Raw genomic sequence first — 24,368 nt, forward strand, 5'->3', positions numbered from 1 at the left:
GCACGGTCTAGCCTCCCGGGAGGATGTTGGCGACGTACCAGACGTTGTTGATCAGTGTCAGGTAGACGATGACCTTCGGGCCGTCGGTGGTGACCTCGACACGTGCCTCGGAGTCGGTCTGCTCCAGCACCTTCGGAGCACCGACGACCTTCGTGGCGGGCACCGTGGCGGGGTCGGTCGGGCCCAGCGCCTGGGCCAACGACTCGTCAGGGTTGGCAGCGTTGATGCCCGCCCACCACTGTTCGCTGGTCAGGTCGGGGCGCGCCCACGCCGTGACGAACTTGGTCGCGGCGGCGCCCGGGTCCGGGACGGGAGCCGGGGACGCACCGGCGGAGCCGCTCGCTCCCGCCGAGGCCGAGGCCGAGGCTCCGCGTTCCGGCTGCGCGGCCGGCTCCGCGTCGGGTGCGTCGCTCCACTGGGCGATGACCCAGATGACGAAGACGATGCCGACAACCACCGAGAAGAACCGGAACGGCGACCTCATGGGCCACCTGAGCAGCGGCGCGATGACCTCCCACAGCACACCGCGCGTCGTTGTCGACCGCACTACCGGGCTCCTCCTTCAGTTGGCCGCCAGCTCGAGCTGTTGTCGACGGGCACCGAGCGGTTCCCGTTCGGCGAGTAGATGACGAAGACCGGGTTGCCGTCCGAGTCGTAGTCGACGTTGGCCTCCGCCACAGGAGACTGTCGCGGCGGCTCCGGTTCGCGGTCGGCGTAGGCGCCGGCGGTGTAGTCGACAGGGCTCGGTGCCGCGGGGCGGTCCTGGGTGTAGACCTGCCCGGCGCGGCCGGAAGGCCCCTCGTCCCGGGAGGCCGGCTCGTCCCGCTCGGCGGAGCGCGAGTCCATCCATTGGGTGGCGACCTGCTCACCGTCCTTGTCGCCCGACGACGCCCCCAGGGCGTACGCAACCGGGACGCTCGCCGCGGCGCCCAACGCTCCGGCCCTCGCCTCCTGCGTCTGTCCGGGGACCTGCTCGGCGACCATCGACGGTCGGCCCCCGGTCAGCTCCTGGCCGGGCATGTAGACCCCACCGGGGCTCGAGACGGATCCGGTCCCGCCCGCGGCCGGCTGCAGGTCGGAGGTCGCGTCGCGGACCCCTGCCTCGGTGCCCGTCCGGGCACCGGCGTACGAGGACAGCATCGATGTCAGCCGGCCCATGCCCGGGATCGGGATCCCGTACGCAGCGGGGCGGGTCAGTCGCCAGGCCAGCACGGTCAGCACGGCGATCAGCCCCAGCTTGAGCACGAACCACATGTCGGTGGTCAGGATCGCCGAGTCGAACCGCAGCAGCAGCAACGCGACCAGGAAGTAGATCGGCCCCATCACCAACGGACCCACCACCCGTTTCAGCATCGCCACCGCCGCGTCACGGGTGTGGTCGAGCATGAACAGCACCCCGGCAGCCGGCGCGAACGGCACGATCAACCGGATCAGCGCGAACGAGAGCAGGATCGCCAGCCCCGCGACCAGCAGGAACCCGCACACCACCACGACCACGAAGAGATTCACCAAGGCCGTGGTCGCCCGCTGGGACCAGTGCTCGCCCTTGAAGTACTCATACGCCACCGGGTCGGACTTCTTGACGGCCTCGGCGTGCTCCTTGAAGGCATCCTGCTTGGCCTCCAGGACCTTCTTGCCGTCGCCGTTGGGGTCCTTGCGGTAGGCGTCGTACTCCTGCCAGGAGAAGTGCGTCGACCGGAACACTCGCGGCCCGTAACGCTTCGCCGTGGCCGAGTCCGGGTCGCCGAACGCACCCGCCAGCCAGGTGCGGTACTGCGTCGAGCGGACCACGTCATCCATCTGGCTGTCGACAGCCTCGACGGCGTCGGTCTCACCGAACTTGTCGTCGTTGACCCCCGGCACCGTCCGGCCGTCGTTGAACCCGGTCGCGATCATCCCGGTCGCCGACCGCACCCCGTCGTCGACCAGCTCGGTCGACTCCACCGGATACTGGATCAGCCACGAGGTCACCACCAGCACACCCAGCGCCCAGCCCGCCGCGGTCACCGCCCTCGAGAACCGGCCATCACGCGCACGGATCATCACCGTCGCCGCCACCAGCAGCAGCACGACGCTCACCCACGGTGCCCACACCCCGTCGGTGACCGCCTTGGACGCGGCCACGATCGGCCCGTCGAGGGTCTTGAGGAAGGAGTTCTCCCCGATCACCGCGTTCAACAGTGCGTGGGACCAGTTCGGCAGGATCCCGGAGATCTCGAGCAGGATATTGCCCAGCGAGGTGCCCGCCCCGGCGATGAACTGGCCGGTGCACCCGTTGTCGTAGGTCCACCACTGCGGACTCGTGCCGTAGGCCGACTCCAGCGAGACCTCGTCCTTGTTGCGGAACGGATCCAGCTCGTCGTTGACCTTCTCCGGGTCGTTCAGCTCTGTGCCGACCTTCGAAGCCGCCCCCAACGCCGTCATCCGCACGATGAAGCTGCCGTCCCCGTACGGCGAGGCCGGCATCGGCGCATCCAGGTTGTTGCACGCATCGCTCACACCCGAGAGCCCACCCGTCGGGTCGAACGGGATCGGGATGTCGATCCCCTTCGGCCCCGCTGCCGCCGGTCCGGCGACGGACAGAAGAGCGACCACGAGTACGACGAAAGCAGCCGCCCTGCGGCGCAGGGCTGTCCTGTGGCGAGCGGAGCGCGGAGGCATCAGCCCATCCCGTCCCCGGAAAGATCGGACGCACCGCCGCCGATGGCCCGGCTGACGCGTCGCGTGGGGTCGGCGGTGGTGTTGAGCGCCTCCTGCAGACCCGGGTGGTGGTTGAGCGTGACCTTGATGATCTCCATGCCGCCGTGACCGGTGTCGCCACCGAGACCGTCGCGGTAGATGAACTCCCGGTAGCCCAGCTGCTCGTCGCCGCGCCGGGTGCGCGGCGAGAGCCGCGCCAGGATCGACTCGTAACCCAGACCCTCGGGCTTGCCGAGGAGCTTGAGCGCGTCTCGCTGGGCGCTCTCGTCCTGCGTACGTCCCACGAAGGCCGCCCCGACGAAGTTGTTGATGTCGGAGCCCAGGATCGCGGAGGCGTTCTGGGTGGAGACCAGCGCGGCACAGTTGTTCTTGCGGGAGTCGCTGGAGAGCTTGTGCACGAGGGCACGACCCGTGCCTCCCGAACCCTGGGTGACCTCGTGGGCCTCGTCGAGGGCGAACAGCTTCCGCTCGTTGGGATCGCTGCGGTAGATCAGGTGGAGCGCGGACCAGGCCGCGAGGGTCATGATCGGGCGCGCCATCTGCTCCTCCGCGCTCCACTCCTCGCGCGAGACGTGCTCGGGCGGGGTGTTGAGGCCCTTGAGGTTGTAGAAGGTGAACGGCGTGCCCTTCAGCTCCTCGTCGGACTGGAGGAAGTCGTTGCCGAAGAAGAGCCGGCCGAGCTCGCGCTCACGAGCGGCGGCGAGCTCGCGGCCGATCTCGTGGTCACCGCCGTCGCCCTCGAAGAGCATCTTCACGATCGTCGAGGTGTCGGCGCCACGGTCGGCCTGCGCCTCCATGACGCGGGCGCGGATGCGCTTGAGCACCTCCTCGTTGTTGGCCAGTCCGACCGGGAGGCAGGAGCGGAGCACGGAGACCGTCAGGTCGCGGCGCTGCTGCACGGCGGCCGACCGCTCCCGGTGGAGCCGCTCGGCGAACTCGTGGTCCGACATCGCCTCGGCCCGGATCAGCTCGGGGTTGGGGTCGGGAACGACGGCGTACGGGGACAGGCTTCCCGGGCGACCGCCGAGGACGTCCACGCTGCGGGCGCGGGCGGGCACCTGCTGGCCGTTGAACACGCCGCCGCCGATCTCGGGCAACGTCATCAACCGCTGCAGTCGACCCGCTGGGTCCATCGCGACCCCGTGGATGCCGGACAGGATCGACATGTAGATGACGACACCCATCAGGGTCGACTTGCCCGAACCGGGCGTGCCGATGAGCGGGATCAGGCCCGCCTGCTCCATGACCTCGGTCAGGTACCACGGGTCCATCAGCACGGCCCGCGACGCCATCGCGGAGGTCTCGCCGAGATAGAAGCCACGCTTGTCACCGACCTCTGCGGTGACCGCCGGGAGCCCGGCGGCGACCTTGAGGACCGGGAACTTCCGGGCGTGGGCGGTCGACGCGAGCGGCTCGCCCGGGACGAACTCGCGGGCCAGGTGATACTGCCCCAACTGGCGAGTGATCTTGATCTGCGGCCGGTAGAGGTCGACGACCTTCTGCGCCTTGTCGAGCGCCTCGGCCTCGGTGCGGCCGGTGACGGCGATCCGGTACCAGCCCCTGGTCCGCGTGGACAGGCCGGTGAACTCCGAGCGCATCTCGTCCTCGACGTCGGCGGCGCGGCCCGCCTGGCGGGTGAGCTGCTTGGGAGGCCGCTTGCCGTGGTCGTCGGACCAGTGGCTGACCTGGCCGTCGATGCGGCGGGTCAGCGACGCCATCTCGCGGGAGACGTCCTCCGGCGAGCGCGGCTCGACCCGGAAGGACCACTCCACCGGGAAGCCGAGCGCATCGGTCTTCGCCATCCATGGCGCATGGGTCTCCGGCACCTCGATGTCGCCGATCCGGGAGACGGTCAGCACGCACACGTGGCTGGTCTCCTGGCGGCCGCCGATGCTGCTGGTCACCTGCACGGTCGGCGCCAACGGCTCCGCCGACCACGCCACCGACTCGAACCACTCGGCCATGTCGTCGGTGTCGAGGAAGTTCTGCTGGGCCTCGCCCGGCTCGGGCACAGGGATCTTGGCGCCCAGCGAGAGCGACCGGGCGATCATCCACTCCATGTCGTGACCGACCGCCGGACGCGCCGAGAAGCCCGGACGCGACATCACCCGGTTGACCGTGTCGAGGCGCTCGCTGATCGCGGCCATCTCACGTTCGGCCGCCCCGGCGGAGAACTTCGCCAGCGTACGCACCGTCGCGTCGCGCCGGCCGAGGTCGACGCCGTAGTAGACGAGCTTGTCGGCCTGGCTGTGGGCCGCCATGTGGGCCTGGTTGCGCGCCATCATCTCCTCGAACCCGGGCTGCGGGTCGGGAGCGTTCGCGAACGCGGCGTGCGCCCAGTGGCGTACGGGATAGGGGCGGGTGGTGACCCGGCCGTGGACGGTGTTGCCGACCAGGTCTGCCAGCTGGCTGGCCTGGTCGGTGATCAGCGCCTCGAGGTCGGCGTGAGCACGGAACGACCAAGTCTGTGGCTCGGCGAGATACCAGGCGATGATGCGGTCGCCGGTGAAGGTGAGGTGACCACGCACCTCCTCCAGCGCCCACTTGTCGCCTCTCGGCTCACGGACTCCCTTCGAGTCGTCGCCGCCCCGGCCGAAGACGCTCTTGCGTCCCGACTTGGGCTTCTCGAAGCCAGGCCCGTAGGCCCGCTCCGTTCGCGGCCGCCTCATGCGGTTCCTCCGTCATCGGGTGCGTCGCCGTCGAGGCGCTTGCGGTAGTCGTCCATGCTCTGCCGGCGCCCATCTGGCGACGCCTGCGCGTCCTGATCTTCTCTCGGGCGGGTGCGACCCGAGGGTTCATCGTCGAACTCGTCGAACCCCGGCTCCGGCGCGATCACCACGGCAGGTCTGACGGCATGAGACAGCGGCAGTCTGGCTGCCTTCTGGGCCGGTTCCTCGTGGGACCTCGGCGCCGGAGACGGCGCCGGAGCCTGCGCCGGAGCCTGCGCCGGACTCGGAGGCGGGGCGGAATGCGGAGCAGATCGAGGGGCCGGCGGGGCCGGCTGCGGGACCGGCGGGGCCGGCTGCGGCGTGACCGGCGGAGTGACGGGTGGGGCCGGTGGAGCAGTGGGGGTAGCGGATTCCGTGGCAGGCGCCTGGGGCGTACGAGGAGCTGTCGGCCTGGTCGGCGCAGCGGCTTCTGCCTGCTCCGCAACCGCGGCCGGCTGCCCTCGGCGCGCGCTTCGCGCCTTCTCTCCGGTCGTCTCCTGCCGGGCCTGCCACGGTGCTCCGCCCTTCCACGGTACGTCGCGGGGCTCGCGCGGCGACGTGGTCGGCCTGCTCGACCAGCCACCCTTCGCCGGACGTCCGCCGCCGGCCTGCTGCCGCGTCGCCGGCTGGACCTCGGGCTGGACCGTGAGCTTGGCCGGGAGCGGCTCCTCGACGACCTTCGCCTCGATCACCGGTCGCACCGGCGCTGCCTTGCCGCGTACCGGCCGCGACGCGGTGCTTTGCTTCGAGGCGACGACCGTCGCCTGCAGCAGGCTCGGTGAGGCGGCGGTGCCGGGTTGCTGCGCGAAACGGCGACCCGGTCGGCGCATTGCTTTGGCCCAACCGCCCCGCGGGCTGGTCGCGTGCCGGAAGGCGACCGCTGCACCACCTGCGTACTGGGCGCCGGTCTCCACACGCGGCGTCGTCAGCTCGTGCCAGAAGGTCATCAGCCAGGCACCGGCAGAACTCTCGGCGCTGATGTAGTCGGAGGCCTTCATCGAGAGGTAGGAGGCGCCGAGCAGCCACAGACCCATGCTGAGCAGCGTCACCGGCATGCCGAGCTTGCGCAGCAGCACAAGCGTCACTGGTGCGATCACCAGGAAGAGGAAGATGGTTCGATAACGCATCTCCCCGATGTAGCGACGAGGAGGACCGAGATAGGTCTGGTCGACCTCGTACAGCTCGTCGTCGTCAGGCAGCCTCATCCCCGAGATCCCTCCCTGGGTTAGCTAACGGGACCGGGTTCACCCCTTGAAGAGACCAGCCATCCACTGACCAAGGTCCGTGGCGTTGTTGCCCACGGCCAGGCCGAGGACGCCGAGACCGATGATGAGGCCGCCGACGATCGTGACGGCCTTGGAGATGTTGCCGCTGCGGGCAGCCCACAGGACAGTGACGCCCAGGATCAGCACGACCAGGGTGATGATGTTGTCGGTGATCCACTCGGCCAGGCCGCCGGTGCCGTACTCGGCGGCCTGCGTCGTACTTTGAATCAGCTGGTGCGGTGCCATTGCTCTGCTCCCTTTCCCGAGGTGAGGTGTGGTTGCCGGACACGTCCGGAAGTATTCGGTTGTCCCGTCCGGCGCAGCCCCATGCGGCACCGGTGGGTGGAGGCGCCCTTGCCCCTCCTGTGCACTGACGCGAACTCCCGGGCATCGGCATTCTGGACAAACGCCACCGCCATGTGAGACGAGCGTAGTCCTCAGACCGCCACTGCGCACCTCGTTCCACCTGACGACACGGCCTCATGGCGCACATACGGGACCTGTGGCACGGTGCTCGGCCCGGTTCATGCCACCCACCGGACCGATGGGCGCCACGTCGTCCCGCCTGATGGTCTCCTTGACCGTATCCTTGCGAGGGGATGCCAACTTCGGGGAACCTATATCCCGGTGCATCCTCGCGAAGTTCGCGCGCTTGCGTCCGGGTTCGCGAATTTACATACATTCAATCGGATTTCTCGGGAGGACGAGCTCACATGGACAAGAAGAAGATCTTCATCGTCATCGGCGTTCTGTTCGTCGGGTTCTGGCTGTTCACCGATCCGCAGGGGCTGACCAACACGATCTCTGCTATCGCGAGCGGCATCTGGGGCGTCACCACCGACGTCTTCGGCGGCGTGATCGGCACCATCGAGGGCTCCACCCGCTGACCTCGACCGCAACCTACGCCGACGCGCGAGCGTCGGTGCGATGGACTCCTTTTCTCTGGCTGCCCGGTGTGGGACCGACCAGCACAGATAACTGTTTGACGTCGGACCAGGCAATGACAAGACTGCGCTTGTCTCGATGTCAAGATAGTTCGGAGTCGCCTTGTCCTCTCGCTTCATCCGGTTGAGGGACAAGGTCCTCTCAAACGACCCGCTCATCCGGGCGATGTCGTACCAGTCGGTGCTGTCGGCCTTCGCCGAAGGCACCTTTCTCACCGGCTCGGCGGTCTTCTTCACCCAGGTCGTCGGCCTCTCCGCCGCACAGGTCGGCCTCGGTCTCACGATCGCGGGCGTCGCAACCTTCTTGTTCGCCGTCCCCCTGGGCCGACTCGCGGATCGTCTGGGCACCCGGTTCAGCTGGATCGCCGGCGCCATCCTCCAGGCGCTGCTGTTCGGCGCCTGGGTCCTAGTGGGCAACTTCGCCGCGTACGTAGCCGTCGAGGTCCTCCTCGCGCTCGCCTCCTCATGGCAGCGGTCGGGTCGCGACGCCTATCGGATCTCGGTCTTCCCCGCGGCGACCCGGGTGCGCTCCTTCGCCTACATGCGCGCCGCCCGCAACGTCGGCTACACGCTGGGCGCCCTGGCCAGCGGCCTCGCCCTGGCCGCCGACTCCAACACGCTGATCAAGGCCATCCCGCTCCTGACTGCCGTGGTGCTCCTGGTCAACGCCTACTGGATCTCGCGCCTCCCCCGCCTCGCTGCGGCTGCCTCCCCCGGCGACCTGAAGAGGGACGTACGCGACCGCCTCGGCGCCCTGCGCAACCGCGCGTTCCTCGCCACGACCTTCTTCGACGGCGTCCTCGGCACCCACCAGGTCCTGCTCAACGTCGTCATCCCGCTGTGGCTCGTCCAAGAGACCGACGCCCCGCGGGTGCTGCTGGCCTGGCTGTTCGGCACGAACACCGTCATGGCGGTCGGGCTGCAGGTGATCGCCGCCCGCGGAGTGACCGACGTCGCGACGTCGCTTCGCGCGCAGCGCCGGGGTGCGCTCTGCTTCCTCGCCTCCTGCGGCATCATCGCGATCACCCACGACACCGTCGGCCTGCTCACGATCGCGTTGGTCTGGCTCGGCCATGTGACCGTCACCGGCGCCGAGCTCTTCCAGTCCGCCGGCGAATGGGGACTGATCGCCGACCTCTCCGACCCGGAGCACCGTGGCGACTACCAGGGTGCCGCCCAGGTCGGCCACACCCTCGGCACCGTCTGGGCCCCGGCGGCGTACACCTTCCTGGCGATGGAGCTCGGCCACCTCGGCTGGGCCATCATCGCGGGGATCATCGTCGTCGCCGCGATCGGCGTCCACCCCTCCGCCCGCGCCGCCGAGCGCTACCTGGCGCGGCGGGCGCAGCCAGCTGTGGCTGAGTTGGTGTAGGCGGTTCGTGTAACACGTCGTTCGTAGTACTACTCGCCCTAAATGAACGACCGGATAGTGCTACGAACAGCGTGTTACACCTCCGCCAGCCCCTGCGTCGGGCCGCTCACCATCCACAGGGTCGCCCCGCGGCGGGGTTATCCACAATGCGGCGATGGGCGCCTGCGGTTGTCCGCGGCGGGTCGCAGGGTGGTGGCATGAACCCGCGCATCCAGGCGACCATGGCAGCCAACCACGGCCTCATCACCCGCGACCAAGCGCTCGCGGCCGGCCTCGACCTCAACGCGATCCACCGGCACGTCGAGGAGGGCACGTGGACCGTCGTACGTCGGGGGGTCTACGCCGAACGCACCTACGTCGAGAGCGTCAGGCTGCCCACCGACAAGCAGCGGCTCCTCGACCGGGCCGCGTGCGCCGCGATCACCGTCCCGTTCGTCCGAAGTCACGACACTGCGGCGCTGGAGCTCGACATGGGCATCCTCCTGCCCAGAAAGCCGCAGACCCACGTCACTCGCCGCCCCGTCGTCGGCACTCACAACAAGTGGGGCGTGAAGCACCATCTCGCGCCTTACCTCGATGCTCAGGTCGTTCAGGTGAACGGATTCGAGGTCCTCAGCCTCGCCCGGACCGCGATCGACATCGCTCGCGAGCACGGTCGACCGTATGGTGTCGTGGCCGTCGACTCTGCCCGGCAGATGGGGGTCTCGGTCGACGAGCTCTGGGACGTCCTCGATCGCATGAGACATTGGCCCAATCGCCGGCTGGCGATCGAAGCCATCGACCTCTCCGCCCCGGGCGCCGAGTCAGTCGGGGAGTCACTCACCCGTGACGTACTCGAAGAGCTGGGACTGACCGGGATCGAGACGCAGTTCGAGATCACGGACGGCGTACGCACCGCCAGGTTCGACCTGCGCGTGGGCCGTCACCTCTTCGAGTTCGATGGCCGGGGCAAGTACGTCCCCGCAGCAGACGGTGGCCTGGCGCTCCGCTCGGTCGATGACGTCCTGGCTGAGGAGAAGGCGCGGCAGGACTGGGCTCACGGCTTCCATCTCGGAATGTCGCGAGTCGGGTGGGTCGACCTCTTCGGCCGCAACCGCGGCCTCCTCAAGGACCGTCTGGCCCGCGAGTACCTGACCACATGCCGAGCCTTCGGCACCGATATCTCCGACCTCGAGCGATTCCGCGTGCGTCGCCCGGAGGCGGCATGAGCGGCGCCTGCCGGGGATGTAACACGTCGTTCGTAGTACTACTCGCCCTAAAAGAACGACCGGATAGTGCTACGAACAGCGTGTTACACCGTTCGCCGGCGCTCAGACAAACAGCAGAGGTACGCCGACGAGCAGCCCCCACACCAACGTGGCCAGCCCGGTCTGCTGGAGGACAGGGATCAGACGCGGGCCGAGGTTGGCGCGGTCGAGGACGGTGCGAACGCCCTGGGCGGCGACCACGAGGAACCCGAGACCGAGCAGCGTCCACCAGGACGTGGTCAGCGCCACGAGCACGACGGAGACGGCAGCGACGGCCACCAGGGCAACGTAGAGCCAGCGGGTCCGCGCGTCACCGAGACGCACGGCGAGGGTGACCTTCCCGGACTCGGTGTCACCGGGGATGTCGCGGAGGTTGTTGGCGACCAGGAGCGCGGAGGTGATCGCGCCGATGCCCACGCCGGCCCACAGCGCACCCCACTCCCAGGAAAGCGTCTGCACGAACGTGGTGCCGATGACGGCGACGAGACCGAAGAAGACGAAGACCATGACCTCGCCGAGGCCGGCGTAGCCGTAGGGGTGGGAGCCGCCGGTGTAGTACCAGGCGGCGATCATGCAGACCAGCCCCACCAGGATCAGCCACCAGGCGGAGGTCAGCGCCAGCACGAGACCCGCGACCGCGGCGATCCCGAAGGCGATGAACGCAGCGCGCTTGACCGCCGCCGGCGTGGCGAGGCCGGAGCCCGTCAGCCGCAGCGGTCCCACGCGGTCGTCGTCGGTGCCGCGGATCCCGTCCGAGTAGTCGTTGGCGTAATTGACCGCGACCTGGAGCGCCAGCGAAACCACGAGCGCGAGCAGCGCCTTCCACCAGACCAAGCCACCGGCGTACGCAGCCACCCCTGTCCCGGCGATGACCGGCGCGAGCGCCGCGGGGAGTGTGCGAGGTCGGGCTCCCTGGAGCCACTGAGCGGAAGTTGCCACCCCGCTATTCAACACCGGGGGTCTGTTGCGGGTCTCGCGGGGATGTAACACGTCGTTCGTGGGTCTACTCGCCCGTTATAACGACCGGATAGACCCACGAACAGCGTGTTACACGAACCAACCCCGCCGCCAGCCCCCGCGCACCGCGCGCGCCCACCCCGAAAACCCAGCGACCCCTGCCCGGGGGGAGGCAGGGGTCGCGGGGTGGGGGTTCGGGAGGATCAGGTCTTCGGCGGATCGTTGGAGTCGACGCTCAGCTCGGCCTCCATGGCCTCGATCTCCTCGGCCAGCTTGTCGGGCGGCGGAGCGCTCGGCTCGGCGGCCTCGGCACCCGCGCCACCGGACCCGGCGGTGCGGCGCTTGTTCCACACGTCGAAGGCGACGGCGAGCAGCAGCACGAGGCCCTTGATGGCCTGCTGCCAGTCGATGGAGACACCGAGCAGCGACATGCCGTTGTTGAGGACACCCATGACGAGACCACCGATGATCGCGCCGATGACGGTGCCGACACCACCGGTGACGGCCGCACCACCGATGAAGGCGGCTGCGATCGCGTCGAGCTCGAAGTTGACGCCGGCCTTGGGGTTGGCCGCGGTCAGACGGGCAGTCGTGACCAGGCCCGCCAGGCCCGAGAGCAGACCCATGTTCATCATGACCAGGAAGTCGACACGCTTGGTGTTGACGCCGGACATCGTGGCCGCGTCGACGTTGCCGCCGATCGCGTAGACGTGCCGACCGAAGACGGTCTTGTTCATGATGAACGTGTAGACGACGATCAGGCCGCCGAGGATCAGGCCGACGATCGGCAGACCGCGCGCGTCGGCGAGCAGGTAGGCGAAGTACATGATCACGATCGTCAGCAGCGCCAGCTTCACCACGAAGAGCGGGAAGGGCAGGACGTCGAAGTTGTACGCCGCCTGCGCGGACCGGCGCCGCACCTCGAGGACGATGAGCACCGCGACCGCCGCGACGGCGATGATCATCGTCAGGTTGTGGAACCCGGTGTCCGGCCCGATCTCGGGCAGGAACCCGTTGCCGATCGCCTTGAACTCCTCGGGCAGACCACCGACGGTGGCGCCCTTGAGCACGACCAGGGTCAGGCCGCGGAAGAGCAGCATCGAGGCCAGCGTGACGATGAACGCCGGGATCCCGACGTACGCCACCCAGAAACCGTGCCAGGCACCGATCGCGGTGCCGATCAGCAGGCCGAGGAAGACGGCCAGCCACCACGGGAAGTCGTACTGCGTCATCATGATCGCCGACGCGGCGCCGACGAAGGCAGCCACGGAGCCGACCGACAGGTCGATGTGGCGCGCCACGATCACGATCACCATGCCGATGGCCAGGATCAGGATCTGGGCGTTCTGGACGACCAGGTTCGACACGTTGAGCGGCTTGAGAAGCACGCCGTCGGTGGTGATCTGGAAGAGGATGACGATCGCCGCCAGAGCGATGATCATCCCGTACTGGCGGACGTTCCCGCGCAGCGTGTTGAGCAGGGCATTCATCGGGTGCTACTTCCTCGCGTCCGCGGTCATATAACGCATCAGGGACTCCTGGGTGGCCTCTGAGCGGTCGAACTCATGGGTGATCACGCCCTCGGCGAGCGTGTAGATGCGATCACACAGACCGAGCAGCTCGGGCAGCTCGGAGGAGATCACCAGGACGCCGCGACCGCTGCTGGCGAGCTCCTGGATGATCCCGTAGATCTCGTACTTGGCGCCGACGTCGATGCCCCGGGTCGGCTCGTCGAGGATCAGCAGCTTCGGGTCGGTGTACATCCACTTGGACAGCACCACCTTCTGCTGGTTGCCGCCGGAGAGCTTGCCGACACCGGCGGTGATCGAAGGCGCCTTGATGTTGAGGTTCTTGCGGTAGCCCTCGGCGACCACGACCTCCTTGTGCTCGTCGACGACGAGCCCGGAGCGCAGCTTCTTCAGCGCCGCCGCGGTGACCGAGGTCTTGATGTCGTCGATGAGGTTGAGCCCGAGGCCCTTGCGGTCCTCCGAGACGTACGCGATGCCGGCATCGATCGCGGCCGTGACCGTGTTGAGGGTCAGCTCCTCACCGTCCAGGAGCAGCGAGCCGGTCGTCCGGGAGCCGTAGGAGCGCCCGAAGATCGACCGAGCCAGCTCCGTACGTCCCGCACCCATCATCCCGGCGATGCCGACGATCTCGCCGGCCCGCACGGACAGGTTGGCCTGGCGGATGACCTCACGGTGACTGTCCTGCGGATGCATGACGGTCCAGTCGCGAACCTCGAAGAGGACCTCCCCGATGGAGGGGGTGTGGTCGGGGAAGCGGTTCTCGAGGTCGCGGCCGACCATGCCACGGATGATCCGGTCCTCGTCCACGCCACCGTCGGCGACGGACAGGGTCTCGATGCTCTGGCCGTCGCGGATGATTGTGATCTCGTCGGCGATCTGCTCGATCTCGTTCAGCTTGTGGCTGATCATGATCGAGGTGATCCCCTTCTCCTTCAGCCCCTCCAGGAGCGCGAGAAGGTGCTGGGAGTCGTCGTCGTTCAGGGCGGCGGTCGGCTCGTCGAGGATGAGCAGCTTGACCTTCTTCGAGAGCGCCTTGGCGATCTCGACCAGCTGCTGCTTGCCGATGCCGAGGTTCTTCACCGGCGTCAGCGGGTTCTCCCGCAGGCCGACCCGCGCGAGCAGGTCGATCGCCTCGCGGTTGGCGCGGCCCCAGTCGATGATGCCGCGCTTGGCGGTCTCGTTGCCGAGGAAGATGTTCTCCGCGATCGAGAGCTCGGGGATGAGGGCGAGCTCCTGGTGGATGATCACGATGCCGGCGGCTTCGCTCTGCCGGATGTTGCCGAACTTGGCGGTCTCGCCCTCGAAGACGATGTCGCCGCTGTAGGTGCCGTGGGGGTAGACCCCGCTGAGCACCTTCATCAGGGTGCTCTTGCCGGCGCCGTTCTCACCGCAGATCGCGTGGATGTCACCGCGGTTGACGACGAGGTTGACGTCGGCGAGCGCCTTGACGCCCGGGAACTCCTTGGTGATGCCGCGCATCTCCAGGATCGGTGAGGTCATGTGGTTCCTGCTATCTGGCCAGATGACGGCGTGGGCCCGGTCCGGAGGGACCCGGGCCCACGCCGCGTACGGGTGCTACTTGATCTCGTCGGCGGTGTAGTAGTCGGAGTCGACGAGCACCTTGGTGACGTCGTCCTTGGTGACCACGACCGGGTCGAGGAGGTAGGACGGAACGACCTTCTCGCCGTTGTCGTACGTCTCGGTGTCGTTGACCTCGGGCTTCTCGCCCGCACCGACGGCGACGATCATGTCGACGGTCACCTCGGCGAGCTCGCGGGTGTCCTTGAAGATCGTGGAGTACTGCTCACCTGCGTTGATCGACTTCACCGACTGCACCTCGGCGTCCTGACCGGTCACGACCGGGAGGTCGGCGGTCGCGTAGCCGTTGCCCTTGAGCGCGGCGATGATGCCGAGCGAGAGGCCGTCGTAGGGCGAGAGCACGCCCTGGACCTTCTTGGAGGCGTACGTCTTGGTGAGGATGTCCTCCATGCGCTTCTGCGCGGTGGCGGGGTCCCAGCGCAGGATCGCGGCCTGCTTGAAGTCCGTCTGACCGGAGGGGATGACGATCTCGCCGGACTTGATCAGCGGCTCGAGCACCGACATGGCGCCGTCCCAGAAGAAGGTGGCGTTGTTGTCGTCGGGCGAACCGCCGAAGAGCTCGACGTTGTAGGGGCCCGCGCCCTTGGCCTTCAGACCGTCGACGAGCGAGGTGGCCTGCTGCACACCGACCTGGAAGTTGTCGAAGGTCGAGTAGTAGTCGACGGCCTTGGTGTCGCGGATGAGGCGGTCGTAGCTGATGATCGGGATGTCCTGCGACTCAGCGGTCTCGAGGACCTCGCCGAGCGCGGTGCCGTCGATGGCGGCGACCACGAGGACGTCGACGCCCTTGGTGACCATGTTCTCGACCTGGGAGACCTGGGTGGGGATGTCGTCCTCGGCGTACTGCAGGTCGACCTTGTAGCCCTCGGCCTCGAGCTGCTTCTTGATGTTGTTGCCGTCTGCGATCCAGCGCTCCGAGGACTTGGTCGGCATGGCCACACCGACGGTGCCCTTGTCGCCGCCCTCGCCGCCGCCGTCGCCGCCGCATGCCGCCAGGCCGAGCGCAAGCGCTGCCGCGGTGATCGTGGTGAGTACCTTGCGCACTTACCTGCTCCATTTCATCTACGGCCACGTCGGTTCATAAACGCGCCGCTGTCGGGGGTGCCGGGGACCGGCGCACGGGCCGATCTCCAGGTGGGCCACATCACAGATGTGAACGCTCACATCGGGACAGGCTGCCCCTTCGAGTCCGAATGCGTCAAGTGCAGGACGCCGATGTTTCCGACTCGTGACTTACGGGAGGCTCCGTTGATCATCTACGCCCGCACAGGCAATCCACAGACAGCCCGCTCGCCGACGCGACGGGACGTTTCAGTCGGTCTACCGACGAGTAACGGACAGGTACGTCCCGTCGTACCCGCGAAGCGAAGTCAGAGGTGGCTGACCGCCAGCAGGGTGCCTGACCCGCCCGGCCAGACGACCTCGAGCGACTCCTCACCCTCGGCGTCGGAGCCGTCGACGACACGCTTCACGACGACCGAGAATCCGCCCGCCTCGACGTGGGGGGCCGCCTCATGGGAGCGGATGGTGACACCGTCGAGGTGCGGCACGGCGTCGGGCGACCACGAGCCACTGCCCACCGCGGTGACGACGGCGTCGCGCCGCTCCACCAGCCGACCCTGGTCGTAGACGTCCATCGGCTCCTGGGTCGCGCCGGTGAGCGCGGCCGCCAGCAGCGTCCGGACGGCGACCGGGTCGGCGCAGGCGTCGTAGACGTAGCGCGTCCCCAGCGCGGAGTGGTCGGTGGTCGCCATCAGGAAGGCATCAGCGCCTTCGAGGGGAGCCTCACGGTAGGAGACCGGGAGATGGACGACGGCGTCGCCGACCTCGAGGAGCACGCACTCGATCCCGACCCGCCCGGCCGGGTCGTCGAACCGGTAGGAGCCGATCGTGCGGGTCAGCTCACCCTCGCACCAGGGCTGAACGGCGAGCCAGGCACCGAAGATCTCGGACTTCGACGGGGTGAGCGTGGCCTTGTGAACGATCGACATGACCGTTGTCTAACAGGTCAGGAGACCTTGTGGCTATCGCCTTCGCCGTTGGGGGCCTTGTCGGTCCCGCCGTCGGCCTCGGTGTCGATCTCGGCGTCCTCCTTGGCGCGCGCGGCCTCGACCGCCTTCGCGGCCCGGGCCTCGACCTTCTCGGCGAAGGCCCGGCGCTGCGGGTCGAGCACGAAGAAGGAGAGCACGCCGCTGATCACGAACGCCACGATCACCGCGAGGAAGATGTCGACCTCGCCCGCGACCAGCGACCAGACGCCCGCCACGATGCCGAAGGTGGCGACCAGCGAGAGCAGCCGCAGGCCGGTGTAGATCAAGAACTCTTTCATTGCGAGGCTCCCTGGGAGATGAGCTCGACGACCGCCGGGGCGGCCGGGGCCGCGTACGAATGCTGCGACGTCGAGGAGAAGTAGTTGATGCCGATGAAGTTGAACCAGAGCGTGGCCAGCCCGATCAGCGCCACGATCGCCGCCTTCTTGCCCTTCCACCCGGCGGTCGCGCGGGCGTGCAGGTAGCCGGCGTAGACGACCCAGGTGATGAACGCCCAGACCTCCTTCGGGTCCCAGTTCCAGTAGGAGCCCCAGGCGTCGTGCGCCCAGATCGGACCCGAGATCAGCACCCCGAAGGTCCACACCGGGAACGCGAACGCGTGGATCCGGTAGGAGACCCGGTCGAGCGCCTCCAACTCGGGCACCCGCGCCAGCAGCGTGGCGTCGGGGAAGCGCGACTTGAGCAGGTACGCAGCCGAGGCGATGCCGCCCAGCGTGAACCCGCCGGTGGCGATGATCGCGGCGATGACGTGGATGACGAGCCAGTAGGAGTTGAGCGCCTCGGTCAGCGGCGCGACCGGCTCGTAGAGCCCGACCACGGCCAGCATCAGCACCACGACCGTGAACCCGAGCACCCACGGCGCCATCCAGGCCAGCTTCAGCCGACGGTAGAGGACGACGTACGCAGCGGCCACCACGAACGAGCCCGAGATCGTGAACTCGTACATGTTGCCCCACGGCACGCGGTTGGGATCTGCGGCCATGCCACGGGCGACCAGCGCCACCAGGTGACAAACCACCGCGATCGCGGTCAGCATCAGGCTCAGCCGGCCGAAGAGAGCGGCCCGATACTCGCGTACGTCATCAGCGGGATCGGTCGCGACCGCCTCGTCTGCCGGGGCTCCCGCACCGACGAGCTCCTTCGTCGCGGCGGTGGCCTTGGCGCGCGAGAGCCAGGACGACCATTCGACCAGCGCGCAGAGCAGCGCCAAGAAGTAGACGACCCCAGCGGCCGTGATGGCCTGGTTGCTGAGAACTCCCCAGGTGTGGTCAGACATCCTTCTCCTCCTGTGTTCGCGCGCCTCGTAGGTTCTCGACCAGGTCGGTGACGACCGACGCCGTGTCTCCACCGCCAGAGCGGTCGAGGGCGGCGACCTCGACCAGTGTGCGCCCGTCGACACGGCGAGCGCGAACCCAGACCCGTCGCGAACGGATGAAGAGGGACCCGAGCAGCCCCACCAGAGCGAGCGATACGCCGAGGAGCGCCCACTCCTTGCCGGGCGACTTCGAGATCTGCACCCGGTTCCACTGCTGGACGTCGTCGAACGAGACCGAGCCCAGCCCGTCGGGCAGCTCGGCCGTCTCTCCGAGGCGCAGGTTGAACGCCTTCCCGCTCTCGTCGGGGGACATCATGTGGGCCTTGGAGGTGTCGAGCGCGTAGACCGACTGGGGCCCGGCGTCGAGGTTGAGGTCGCCGCGGAAGCCCTGCAGCGAGAGCATCGCGTTCGACCCGTCGCCGATGTCGCCCATCAGGTTGACCGGTTCACCGTCGACCGTGCCCATGAACGGGTAGAACAGGCCCTGGAAGCCGATCTCCTCTGGCGAGGCGTACGGCGCCTTCACGACGCCGAAGGAGAGCAGGTTCTGGCTCTGCGGGAGGAAGACCGTCGGACCGGAGTAGGCGACGTTGCCCTCGCCGTCGCGCACCGTGATCACCGGTGCATAGCCGTGGGCGAGCAGGAACACGTCGGTCCCACCGACGGTCAGCGGGTGGTTGACTTTGAGGTCGTACTTCTTCTCGTCGTCGGTCCCCGCGGTGTAGCGGATGTTCGACTCGAACCCGCGAGCCGTCCCGGCACCCGGCCCTGTGCCCAGCCACTCGGCCTTGAAGTCGTCGATCTTGAAGGAGAAGTCGTCGAGGTCCTCGGGGGCGAAGAGCGAGCCGGGCTTGAAGTCGTCGTACTGCGACATCTCGTTGGCGAAGCCGTACTCCTCCCCCACCAGCACGATCACGCCGCCCTTGTAGCCGAACAGGCTCCCGGTCGCGAACGCGACCAGCACGATGATCAGCGACATGTGGAAGACCAGGTTGCCGGCCTCGCGAAGGTAGCCCTTCTCCGCCGAGACGGAATCGCCGTCATCGTCCTTCCGGATGCGGTAGCCGCGCAGCTGCTTCCGCGCCGCGGCGAGCACCTCCGCGGGCTCCTCGTCGGTGACGTACGTCGCGGAGTCGGGCAGCCGCGTCAGCCTGGCCGGCGTCGCCGGCGGCTGAGCCCGCATGGCCCGCGCGTAGACCAGGCACCGCGGGATGATGCAGCCCACCAGCGAGACCATCAGCAGCAGGTAGATGGCCGCGAACCACGGCGCGGAGTAGACGTTGAAGAGGCCGAGCTTCTCGTAGATCGGGGTGAGCGTCGTGTGCGCCTCGCGCCACTGGTCGGCCTTGAGCGAGTCGACCCCGTCCTGCGGGATCAGCGAGCCGGGGACGGCCGCGAGCGCGAGCAGCAGAAGCAGGATCAGTGCCGTACGCATCGAGGTCAGCTGACGCCAGCCCCAGCGCGCCAGCTCGCGGGCGTTGAGCTCGCCCGGGCGGCGTACGTGCTGACTCTCCTGGTCGGAGCGGCCTTTGTCGGTTGCCTGAGTGCTCACAGCGCGATGCCCTCCCAGCGTTGCACGACCTGGACCTGCAGCCACTGCATGCCGTTGTCCCACCAGCCGGTGAGCATGGCGATCCCGATCAGGATCATCACGACGCCACCGATGATCGTGACCGCACGAGTGTGCCGGCGGAACCAGCCCAGCGCGACCGTGGCCTTGCGCCACATCACCGCGACGAGCACGAACGGGATGCCGAGCCCGAGGGCGTAGACCGCGAGCAGCAGGCCACCGCGTGCGGCGGTGCCCTGATCCCAGGCGAGCCCGGCGATGACGCCGAGCGTCGGCCCGGTGCACGGGGTCCAGGCGAGCCCGAACAGGAATCCGAGGAGCGGCGCGGCAGCCAGGCCGACGGCAGGCACCTTGTGGAACTTCAGATCGCGCTGGAGCAGCGGGATGAAACCCATGAACGCGATCCCCATGATGATCGAGAGCACGCCGAGGATCTTGGTGCCGGTCTCCTGGAACGCGAGCAGCTTGAAGGCGATCCCGCCCACCGTGATGCCGAGCAGGACGAAGACCACCGAGAACCCGGCGACGAAGAGCAGGGCTCCGGCGAGCATCCGGCCGCGGCGTACATCACCCGAGGCGAGGTCGGCGCCGGACAGGCCGGTGGCGTAGGAGAGGTATCCCGGGAGCATCGGCAGCGTGCACGGCGAGACGAACGAGAGGAAGCCGGCCAGCAGCGCGATCGGCACCGCCAGCAGCAGCGACCCGCTCCCGGCAGTGCTCGCAAACCAGTCGGTCATGCGGACTTCCCCGCAGAGGAGATCAGCTCGTCGAGCGTGCGCGCGGAGGGGATCTCGCCGCGGATCAGCGCCGCCACGCGCCCCTCGGTGTCGAGGATCGCGGTCGCCGGGATGGCGCGAGGCGCCAGCGAGCCCTTCAGTGCGAGGACGGCGGCACCGTCGGGCGAGTAGACCGACGGGTACTCGACGCCATAGTGCCGCTCGAACGCCTGGCCCTGGGCCGCCGATGCGTCACGGGTGTTGATCCCGACGAAGGCGACCTCGTCACCCAGCTCCTCGTAGGCGGCCTGGAGCATCGGCATCTCCTTGCGGCACGGCCCGCAGCCGGTCCACCACACGTTGAGCACCGTGACCTTGCCACGGGTGTCGGCGAGGTCGAACGGCTTGCCGTCGAGGGTCTCACCGACGAGCTCGACAGGCTCGCCACGATCGGCGACCGGGATCTCCTGGGTGCGGCCGTCACCGGAGATGTAGCCGGCCTCGTTGGTCCCGGTCTGCCCGCACGCGGCCAGCAGCCCCACCATCACCACCGTGAGGAGGAGGCCACCCAACTTCTTACGCACATGCAGGATGGTTCCTGACAAACCTGAGAGCCTCGTTAATCTTCCGCATCTTCCGCGTCGCCGGCCGAGAACGGCGCGTACTTGTCCTTCGCCGGCAGCATGTCGCCGGCCGGCTCGCTGTAGGAGATCGCGACGAACTCGTCGTCGACGAAGTGCAGCGAGGTCAGCGAGCACAGCGCGCACTGGCGGTGGCGCGGGTCGTGCAGGAAGCTGCGGCCCTCGACGTGCAGACGGGTGGTCCAGATCGGCAGCTGGTGGGAGACGATGACCGCCTCGTGGCCCCGGGCCAGGTCTCGCGCGTCATGGATCGCGGCCATCATCCTGGCCACGATCTCCAGGTAGGGCTCGCCCCACGACGGCTTGAACGGGTTGATCAGCTTCGGCCAGACCTTCGGATCCTTCAGCGGCCCCAGGCCGTCCTTGAAGCTCTTGCCGACGAAGAGGTTCTCCGACTCGAGCACCCGCTCGTCGAGGGAGATGTCGACGCCGAGCGCCTTCGCCAGCGGGCCAGCGGTCTGCTGCGCTCGCTCCAGCGGGCTGGAGATGACGTGGGTGATGTCCTGACCGGCGATCCGGTCGGCGACCCGCTCAGCCATCTGCAGGCCGAGCTCGGAGAGGTTGTATCCCGGTCGACGCCCGTAGAGGATCCCCTCCGGGTTGTGCACCTCGCCGTGGCGCAACAGGTGGACGGTGGTCTCCATGCTCATTCCCCTCCGGTGATCGATTGCGCCTTTGCAGCGACGTCAGCAGCGTACGGAAGCGCCTCGACGATCTGAGCCACGGCTCGCTCGTCGTGCGCAGATGAGAGGAACCAGGCCTCGTACGCGCTCGGCGGCAGGTAGACGCCCTGGTCGAGCATCGCGTGGAAGAAGGCCTTGTACGCCGTCTCGTCGGTGGTCTTGGCCTCGTCGAAGTTGCGCACCGGCCTGTCGGTGAAGAAGACCGAGAACATCGTGCCGGTGGACTGGATGACGTGCGGGAGACCGGCCTTGGTGAAGCTCTCCTCGATCGCCGCCTTCACGACGTCGGCGGCCTCGGTGATGTGGGCGTAGACCTCGTCGGTCGCCAGCCGCAGCGTGGTCAGGCCGGCAGTGGTCGCGACCGGGTTCCCCGAGAGCGTCCCGGCCTGGTAGACCGGCCCGTCGGGGCTGAGCGAGGCCATCACGTCGGCGCGGCCGCCGAACGCCGCTGCCGGGAAGCCACCGCCCATCACCTTGCCGAAGGTGACCAGGTCGGGCGTCCAGCCCTCGTGCTTGCCGTCCAGGCCCCACTGGCCCTGGTTGCTCGCCCGGAACCCGGTCATCACCTCGTCGGAGATGAACAGGGCGCCGTTGCTCGTGCAGGTCTCGCTCAGGAACTGGTTGAAGCCGGGCTCCGGCGGGACGACGCCCATGTTGCCGGGCGAGGCCTCGGTGATCAGGCAGGCCACCCGGCCCTGGTACTCCGCAAAGGCCGCCGTGACCGCGGCACGGTCGTTGTAGGGCAGCACGACGGTGAGCTCGGTGCTGCTCTCGGGTACGCCCGGGGTGCCGGGGATCGCGTGGGTGACCAGCCCGGAGCCGGCGCTGGCCAGCAGCGAGTCGACGTGACCGTGGTAGTTGCCGGCGAACTTCAGGATCACGTCGCGCCCGGTGAATCCTCGCGCCAGGCGGATCGCGCTCATCGTCGCCTCGGTGCCGCTGCTGACGAACCGCACCTTCTCGACCGGTGCCCTGCTCACGATCTCCTCGGCGAGCTCGACCTCAGGGGTCGTCGGCGTCCCGTAGGACGTGCCCCGCGTGACCGCCTCCAGCACCGCCGCCTGGACCTCCGGATGGGCGTGGCCCAGCAGCATCGGGCCCCAGGAGCAGATCAGGTCGACATAGTCGTTCCCATCGACGTCGGTCAGCCACGCTCCCTTCGCCTCCCGGATGAACCGCGGCGTCCCGCCGACCGCGTTGAAGGCGCGGACGGGCGAGTTCACACCGCCCGGCGTCACGGCCTTCGCGCGGGCGAAGAGCGCTTCGGATGCCGCTGCGGACAGGGGTGAGATGTCGTCAGGCACTCCCGCATTCTCGCTGAGGTCGGCCCGAAACCCCATTTCGGCCTCAGCCGGCAGGCGTCGCAGCCCCAACGCGCCCGCGAGTCGACAGCCGAGCGCCAGGAAGATCCTCGATGCTCACAGTGGGTCGATCGTTCCACGGCTGTGGATTTTCGCTTACCCTGGCTGACGTGGCGGCGTAGCTGGAAACGGACGCCGTGGTTCAGCGTCATGAACTGCAACATCTCGGGTCTCATCAGCGTCTCGTTAACTGGAACGCAATGTGCCAGTAAAACGTGACGTGCGTAACTTTGACGTGAGACGGTTCGTTGAGAACGTTGCGAATGGGGAGCAAGACCCGGAGCTCACGGTCCGGGGATTGAAAGGGAGATTCGATGTCCGCTACGCGCTACAGCCGCCTTCAGAAGGCGACCGCGCTCGTTCCGCTCGCGCTGCTCAGCGCGGCCTGGACGGTCAACGTCACCGGTCTGACGCAGTCGAGTGCCACAGCTTCTGGCCCAGCCAGCTACGACGACGCCTTCAGCCTGCCTGACGGCACCTCGGTTCCGTCCGAGGCGATCGAGGCGCCGGCCAGCGTGTCCGCCTCGACCAACAAGGGCGACAAGTCGCTGCCCGGGACGGCCAGCACCGCCGGGATCCCCTCCGCCGCGCTCGCTGCCTATCAGCGAGCCGCCACGGTGATCAACGCCGCCGACCCGGCCTGCAAGATCGACTGGCCGCTGATCGCCGCGATCGGGCGGGTCGAGTCCAACCACGGGCGTGCCAACGACAACCGCCTCAGCGCCGAGGGCGTCTCCACCCCCGGCATCTTCGGGGTGCCGCTCAACGGCAAGGGCAACGTCTCCCAGATCACCGACACCGACGGTGGGCAGTACGACGGCGACACCAGCTACGACCGCGCGGTCGGCCCGATGCAGTTCATCCCGTCCACCTGGGCGATGGTCGGTGTGGACGCCGACGGTGACGGCAAGCGCAACCCCCAGGACATCAACGACTCCGCCCTCGCCTCTGCCGTCTACCTCTGCTCCGGCAACGACGACCTCTCCACCGACCAGGGCGCGCGGGCAGCGGTCTTCCGCTACAACCACAGCCAGTCGTACGTCACGACGGTGCTCGGTGTCGCCGAGGCCTACCGTTCCGGCGACTTCACCTCGATCCCGAACAGCACGGTCCCGGTCGACTACGCGATCCCGCGGATGGAGGCTCCCAAGCCGACGAAGCAGAAGGGCCGCGAGTTCCGGGCCGGCGGCCAGCAGCAGGCCGGGCCCCGCGGCGGCTCCTCGCAGGCTCCCTCCAGCCCCTCCGAAGAGGCGCCGGCCGGAGAGACTCCGGGCGGTGGCATCGGTGGCGGCACTGGTGGCGGCGACGGCGACGGTGGCGGCACCGTGGATCCCGCGAAGCCGCTGGAGCCGGTGACCAAGCCGGTCGAGAACCTGGCCGCCTCCACCGACGAGCTGCTCAAGATCTGCACCGACGCCTTCGCCAAGAAATACCCGGGTCTTCTCGGGAAGCTCGGTGGCCCGATCCAGACCTGCGTCAGCCAGCTCGCCGGAAAGACCGTCCCCGAGGCCCTCGGCGCCGTCGGCGGCGTCGTCGGCGGCCTGCTCACGGTGATCACCCAGATCCTCGGCGGCCTCGTCGGCATCAAGCCGAACTGACCCCGGAACCACGTAGGGCCCCGCCGGCTGGCGGGGCCCTACGCATGTCTGGGAGCGCTCATCCGACGTGTAACACGCTGTTCGTAGCACTATCCGGTCGTTCTAATAGGGC

General features: G+C 68.4%; 21 protein-coding genes. 4 read left to right on the plus strand and 17 right to left on the minus strand.

Features of this window, described 5'->3' with window-relative positions:
- Positions 1-7 precede the first annotated feature (7 nt).
- Genes IEY84_RS23560 through IEY84_RS23580 form a run of 5 tightly spaced genes read right to left on the minus strand, consistent with a single transcriptional unit; the run spans position 8 to position 6,919 of the window.
- Positions 8-547, minus strand: coding sequence for a hypothetical protein (locus IEY84_RS23560; protein WP_183543197.1), 540 nt, complete (start codon positions 545-547; stop codon positions 8-10).
- Positions 547-2,661 carry a hypothetical protein gene (locus IEY84_RS23565; RefSeq protein WP_183543195.1) on the minus strand — a complete coding sequence of 705 codons (2,115 nt, stop codon included), beginning with the start codon at positions 2,659-2,661 and terminating at the stop codon, positions 547-549. The genes IEY84_RS23560 and IEY84_RS23565 overlap by 1 nt, the downstream gene beginning before the upstream one ends.
- Positions 2,661-5,369: an ATP-binding protein gene (locus IEY84_RS23570; RefSeq protein ID WP_183543193.1), complete on the minus strand. Its 2,709-nt coding sequence runs from the start codon at positions 5,367-5,369 to the stop codon at positions 2,661-2,663. The genes IEY84_RS23565 and IEY84_RS23570 overlap by 1 nt, the downstream gene beginning before the upstream one ends.
- Positions 5,366-6,613: a hypothetical protein gene (locus IEY84_RS23575; protein ID WP_183543192.1), complete on the minus strand. Its 1,248-nt coding sequence runs from the start codon at positions 6,611-6,613 to the stop codon at positions 5,366-5,368. Before IEY84_RS23575 ends, IEY84_RS23570 begins: the two co-directional genes overlap by 4 nt.
- A gap of 39 nt (positions 6,614-6,652) precedes the next feature.
- Complete coding sequence (locus IEY84_RS23580) at positions 6,653-6,919, minus strand: hypothetical protein (RefSeq protein WP_091043078.1); 267 nt, start codon at positions 6,917-6,919, stop codon at positions 6,653-6,655.
- Positions 6,920-7,386: 467 nt separating this feature from the next.
- Here IEY84_RS23580 and IEY84_RS23585 point away from each other — a divergent pair, with 467 nt between their 5' ends.
- From IEY84_RS23585 to IEY84_RS23595, 3 genes are all read left to right on the plus strand, one after another.
- Positions 7,387-7,560 carry a hypothetical protein gene (locus IEY84_RS23585; protein WP_183543191.1) on the plus strand — a complete coding sequence of 58 codons (174 nt, stop codon included), beginning with the start codon at positions 7,387-7,389 and terminating at the stop codon, positions 7,558-7,560.
- Positions 7,561-7,720: 160 nt separating this feature from the next.
- A complete protein-coding gene (locus IEY84_RS23590) occupies positions 7,721-8,989 on the plus strand; it encodes an MFS transporter (protein WP_183543190.1) in 1,269 nt (422 codons plus the stop codon).
- 197 nt (positions 8,990-9,186) lie between these two features.
- A complete protein-coding gene (locus tag IEY84_RS23595) occupies positions 9,187-10,197 on the plus strand; it encodes a type IV toxin-antitoxin system AbiEi family antitoxin domain-containing protein (protein WP_183543189.1) in 1,011 nt (336 codons plus the stop codon).
- A 102-nt stretch (positions 10,198-10,299) separates the two neighbouring features.
- Here IEY84_RS23595 and IEY84_RS23600 read toward each other — a convergent pair whose 3' ends face one another.
- The 12 genes from IEY84_RS23600 to hemL all read right to left on the minus strand — a co-directional run bounded on the left by IEY84_RS23600 (position 10,300) and on the right by hemL (position 22,601).
- Entirely contained in the window at positions 10,300-11,175 is an 876-nt protein-coding gene (locus IEY84_RS23600; protein WP_183543188.1) for a 1,4-dihydroxy-2-naphthoate polyprenyltransferase, read from the minus strand.
- A gap of 221 nt (positions 11,176-11,396) precedes the next feature.
- On the minus strand, positions 11,397-12,683 hold the full coding sequence (gene mmsB / locus IEY84_RS23605; protein ID WP_183543187.1) for a multiple monosaccharide ABC transporter permease: 1,287 nt from the start codon (positions 12,681-12,683) through the stop codon (positions 11,397-11,399).
- Between the two features lie 6 nt (positions 12,684-12,689).
- On the minus strand, positions 12,690-14,222 hold the full coding sequence (mmsA, locus tag IEY84_RS23610) for a multiple monosaccharide ABC transporter ATP-binding protein (protein WP_183543185.1): 1,533 nt from the start codon (positions 14,220-14,222) through the stop codon (positions 12,690-12,692).
- Positions 14,223-14,297: 75 nt separating this feature from the next.
- Complete coding sequence (chvE, locus tag IEY84_RS23615; protein WP_183543183.1) at positions 14,298-15,365, minus strand: multiple monosaccharide ABC transporter substrate-binding protein; 1,068 nt, start codon at positions 15,363-15,365, stop codon at positions 14,298-14,300.
- Positions 15,366-15,691: 326 nt separating this feature from the next.
- Positions 15,692-16,312 (minus strand): maltokinase N-terminal cap-like domain-containing protein, encoded by a 621-nt coding sequence (locus IEY84_RS23620; RefSeq protein ID WP_183543181.1) that lies wholly within the window; start codon positions 16,310-16,312, stop codon positions 15,692-15,694.
- Between the two features lie 17 nt (positions 16,313-16,329).
- Positions 16,330-16,650: a DUF4229 domain-containing protein gene (locus IEY84_RS23625; protein WP_183543179.1), complete on the minus strand. Its 321-nt coding sequence runs from the start codon at positions 16,648-16,650 to the stop codon at positions 16,330-16,332.
- Positions 16,647-17,648 carry a c-type cytochrome biogenesis protein CcsB gene (ccsB, locus tag IEY84_RS23630; RefSeq protein ID WP_183543178.1) on the minus strand — a complete coding sequence of 334 codons (1,002 nt, stop codon included), beginning with the start codon at positions 17,646-17,648 and terminating at the stop codon, positions 16,647-16,649. Before ccsB ends, IEY84_RS23625 begins: the two co-directional genes overlap by 4 nt.
- Positions 17,641-19,239 (minus strand): cytochrome c biogenesis protein ResB, encoded by a 1,599-nt coding sequence (gene resB, locus IEY84_RS23635; protein ID WP_229788951.1) that lies wholly within the window; start codon positions 19,237-19,239, stop codon positions 17,641-17,643. Before resB ends, ccsB begins: the two co-directional genes overlap by 8 nt.
- Positions 19,236-19,994, minus strand: a complete 759-nt coding sequence (locus IEY84_RS23640) for a cytochrome c biogenesis CcdA family protein (protein ID WP_183543177.1) — start codon at positions 19,992-19,994, stop codon at positions 19,236-19,238. The genes resB and IEY84_RS23640 overlap by 4 nt, the downstream gene beginning before the upstream one ends.
- On the minus strand, positions 19,991-20,557 hold the full coding sequence (locus IEY84_RS23645; protein WP_183543176.1) for a TlpA family protein disulfide reductase: 567 nt from the start codon (positions 20,555-20,557) through the stop codon (positions 19,991-19,993). Before IEY84_RS23645 ends, IEY84_RS23640 begins: the two co-directional genes overlap by 4 nt.
- A 35-nt stretch (positions 20,558-20,592) precedes the next feature.
- Positions 20,593-21,264: a histidine phosphatase family protein gene (locus tag IEY84_RS23650; RefSeq protein ID WP_183543175.1), complete on the minus strand. Its 672-nt coding sequence runs from the start codon at positions 21,262-21,264 to the stop codon at positions 20,593-20,595.
- Complete coding sequence (gene hemL / locus IEY84_RS23655) at positions 21,261-22,601, minus strand: glutamate-1-semialdehyde 2,1-aminomutase (RefSeq protein ID WP_183543174.1); 1,341 nt, start codon at positions 22,599-22,601, stop codon at positions 21,261-21,263. The genes IEY84_RS23650 and hemL overlap by 4 nt, the downstream gene beginning before the upstream one ends.
- Positions 22,602-22,972: 371 nt before the next feature.
- Here hemL and IEY84_RS23660 point away from each other — a divergent pair, with 371 nt between their 5' ends.
- Entirely contained in the window at positions 22,973-24,256 is a 1,284-nt protein-coding gene (locus IEY84_RS23660) for a lytic transglycosylase domain-containing protein (protein ID WP_183543173.1), read from the plus strand.
- Positions 24,257-24,368 lie beyond the last annotated feature (112 nt).

Source organism: Nocardioides albus (genome assembly GCF_014648255.1).
Taxonomy (GTDB): Bacteria; Actinomycetota; Actinomycetes; order Propionibacteriales; family Nocardioidaceae; genus Nocardioides; species Nocardioides albus.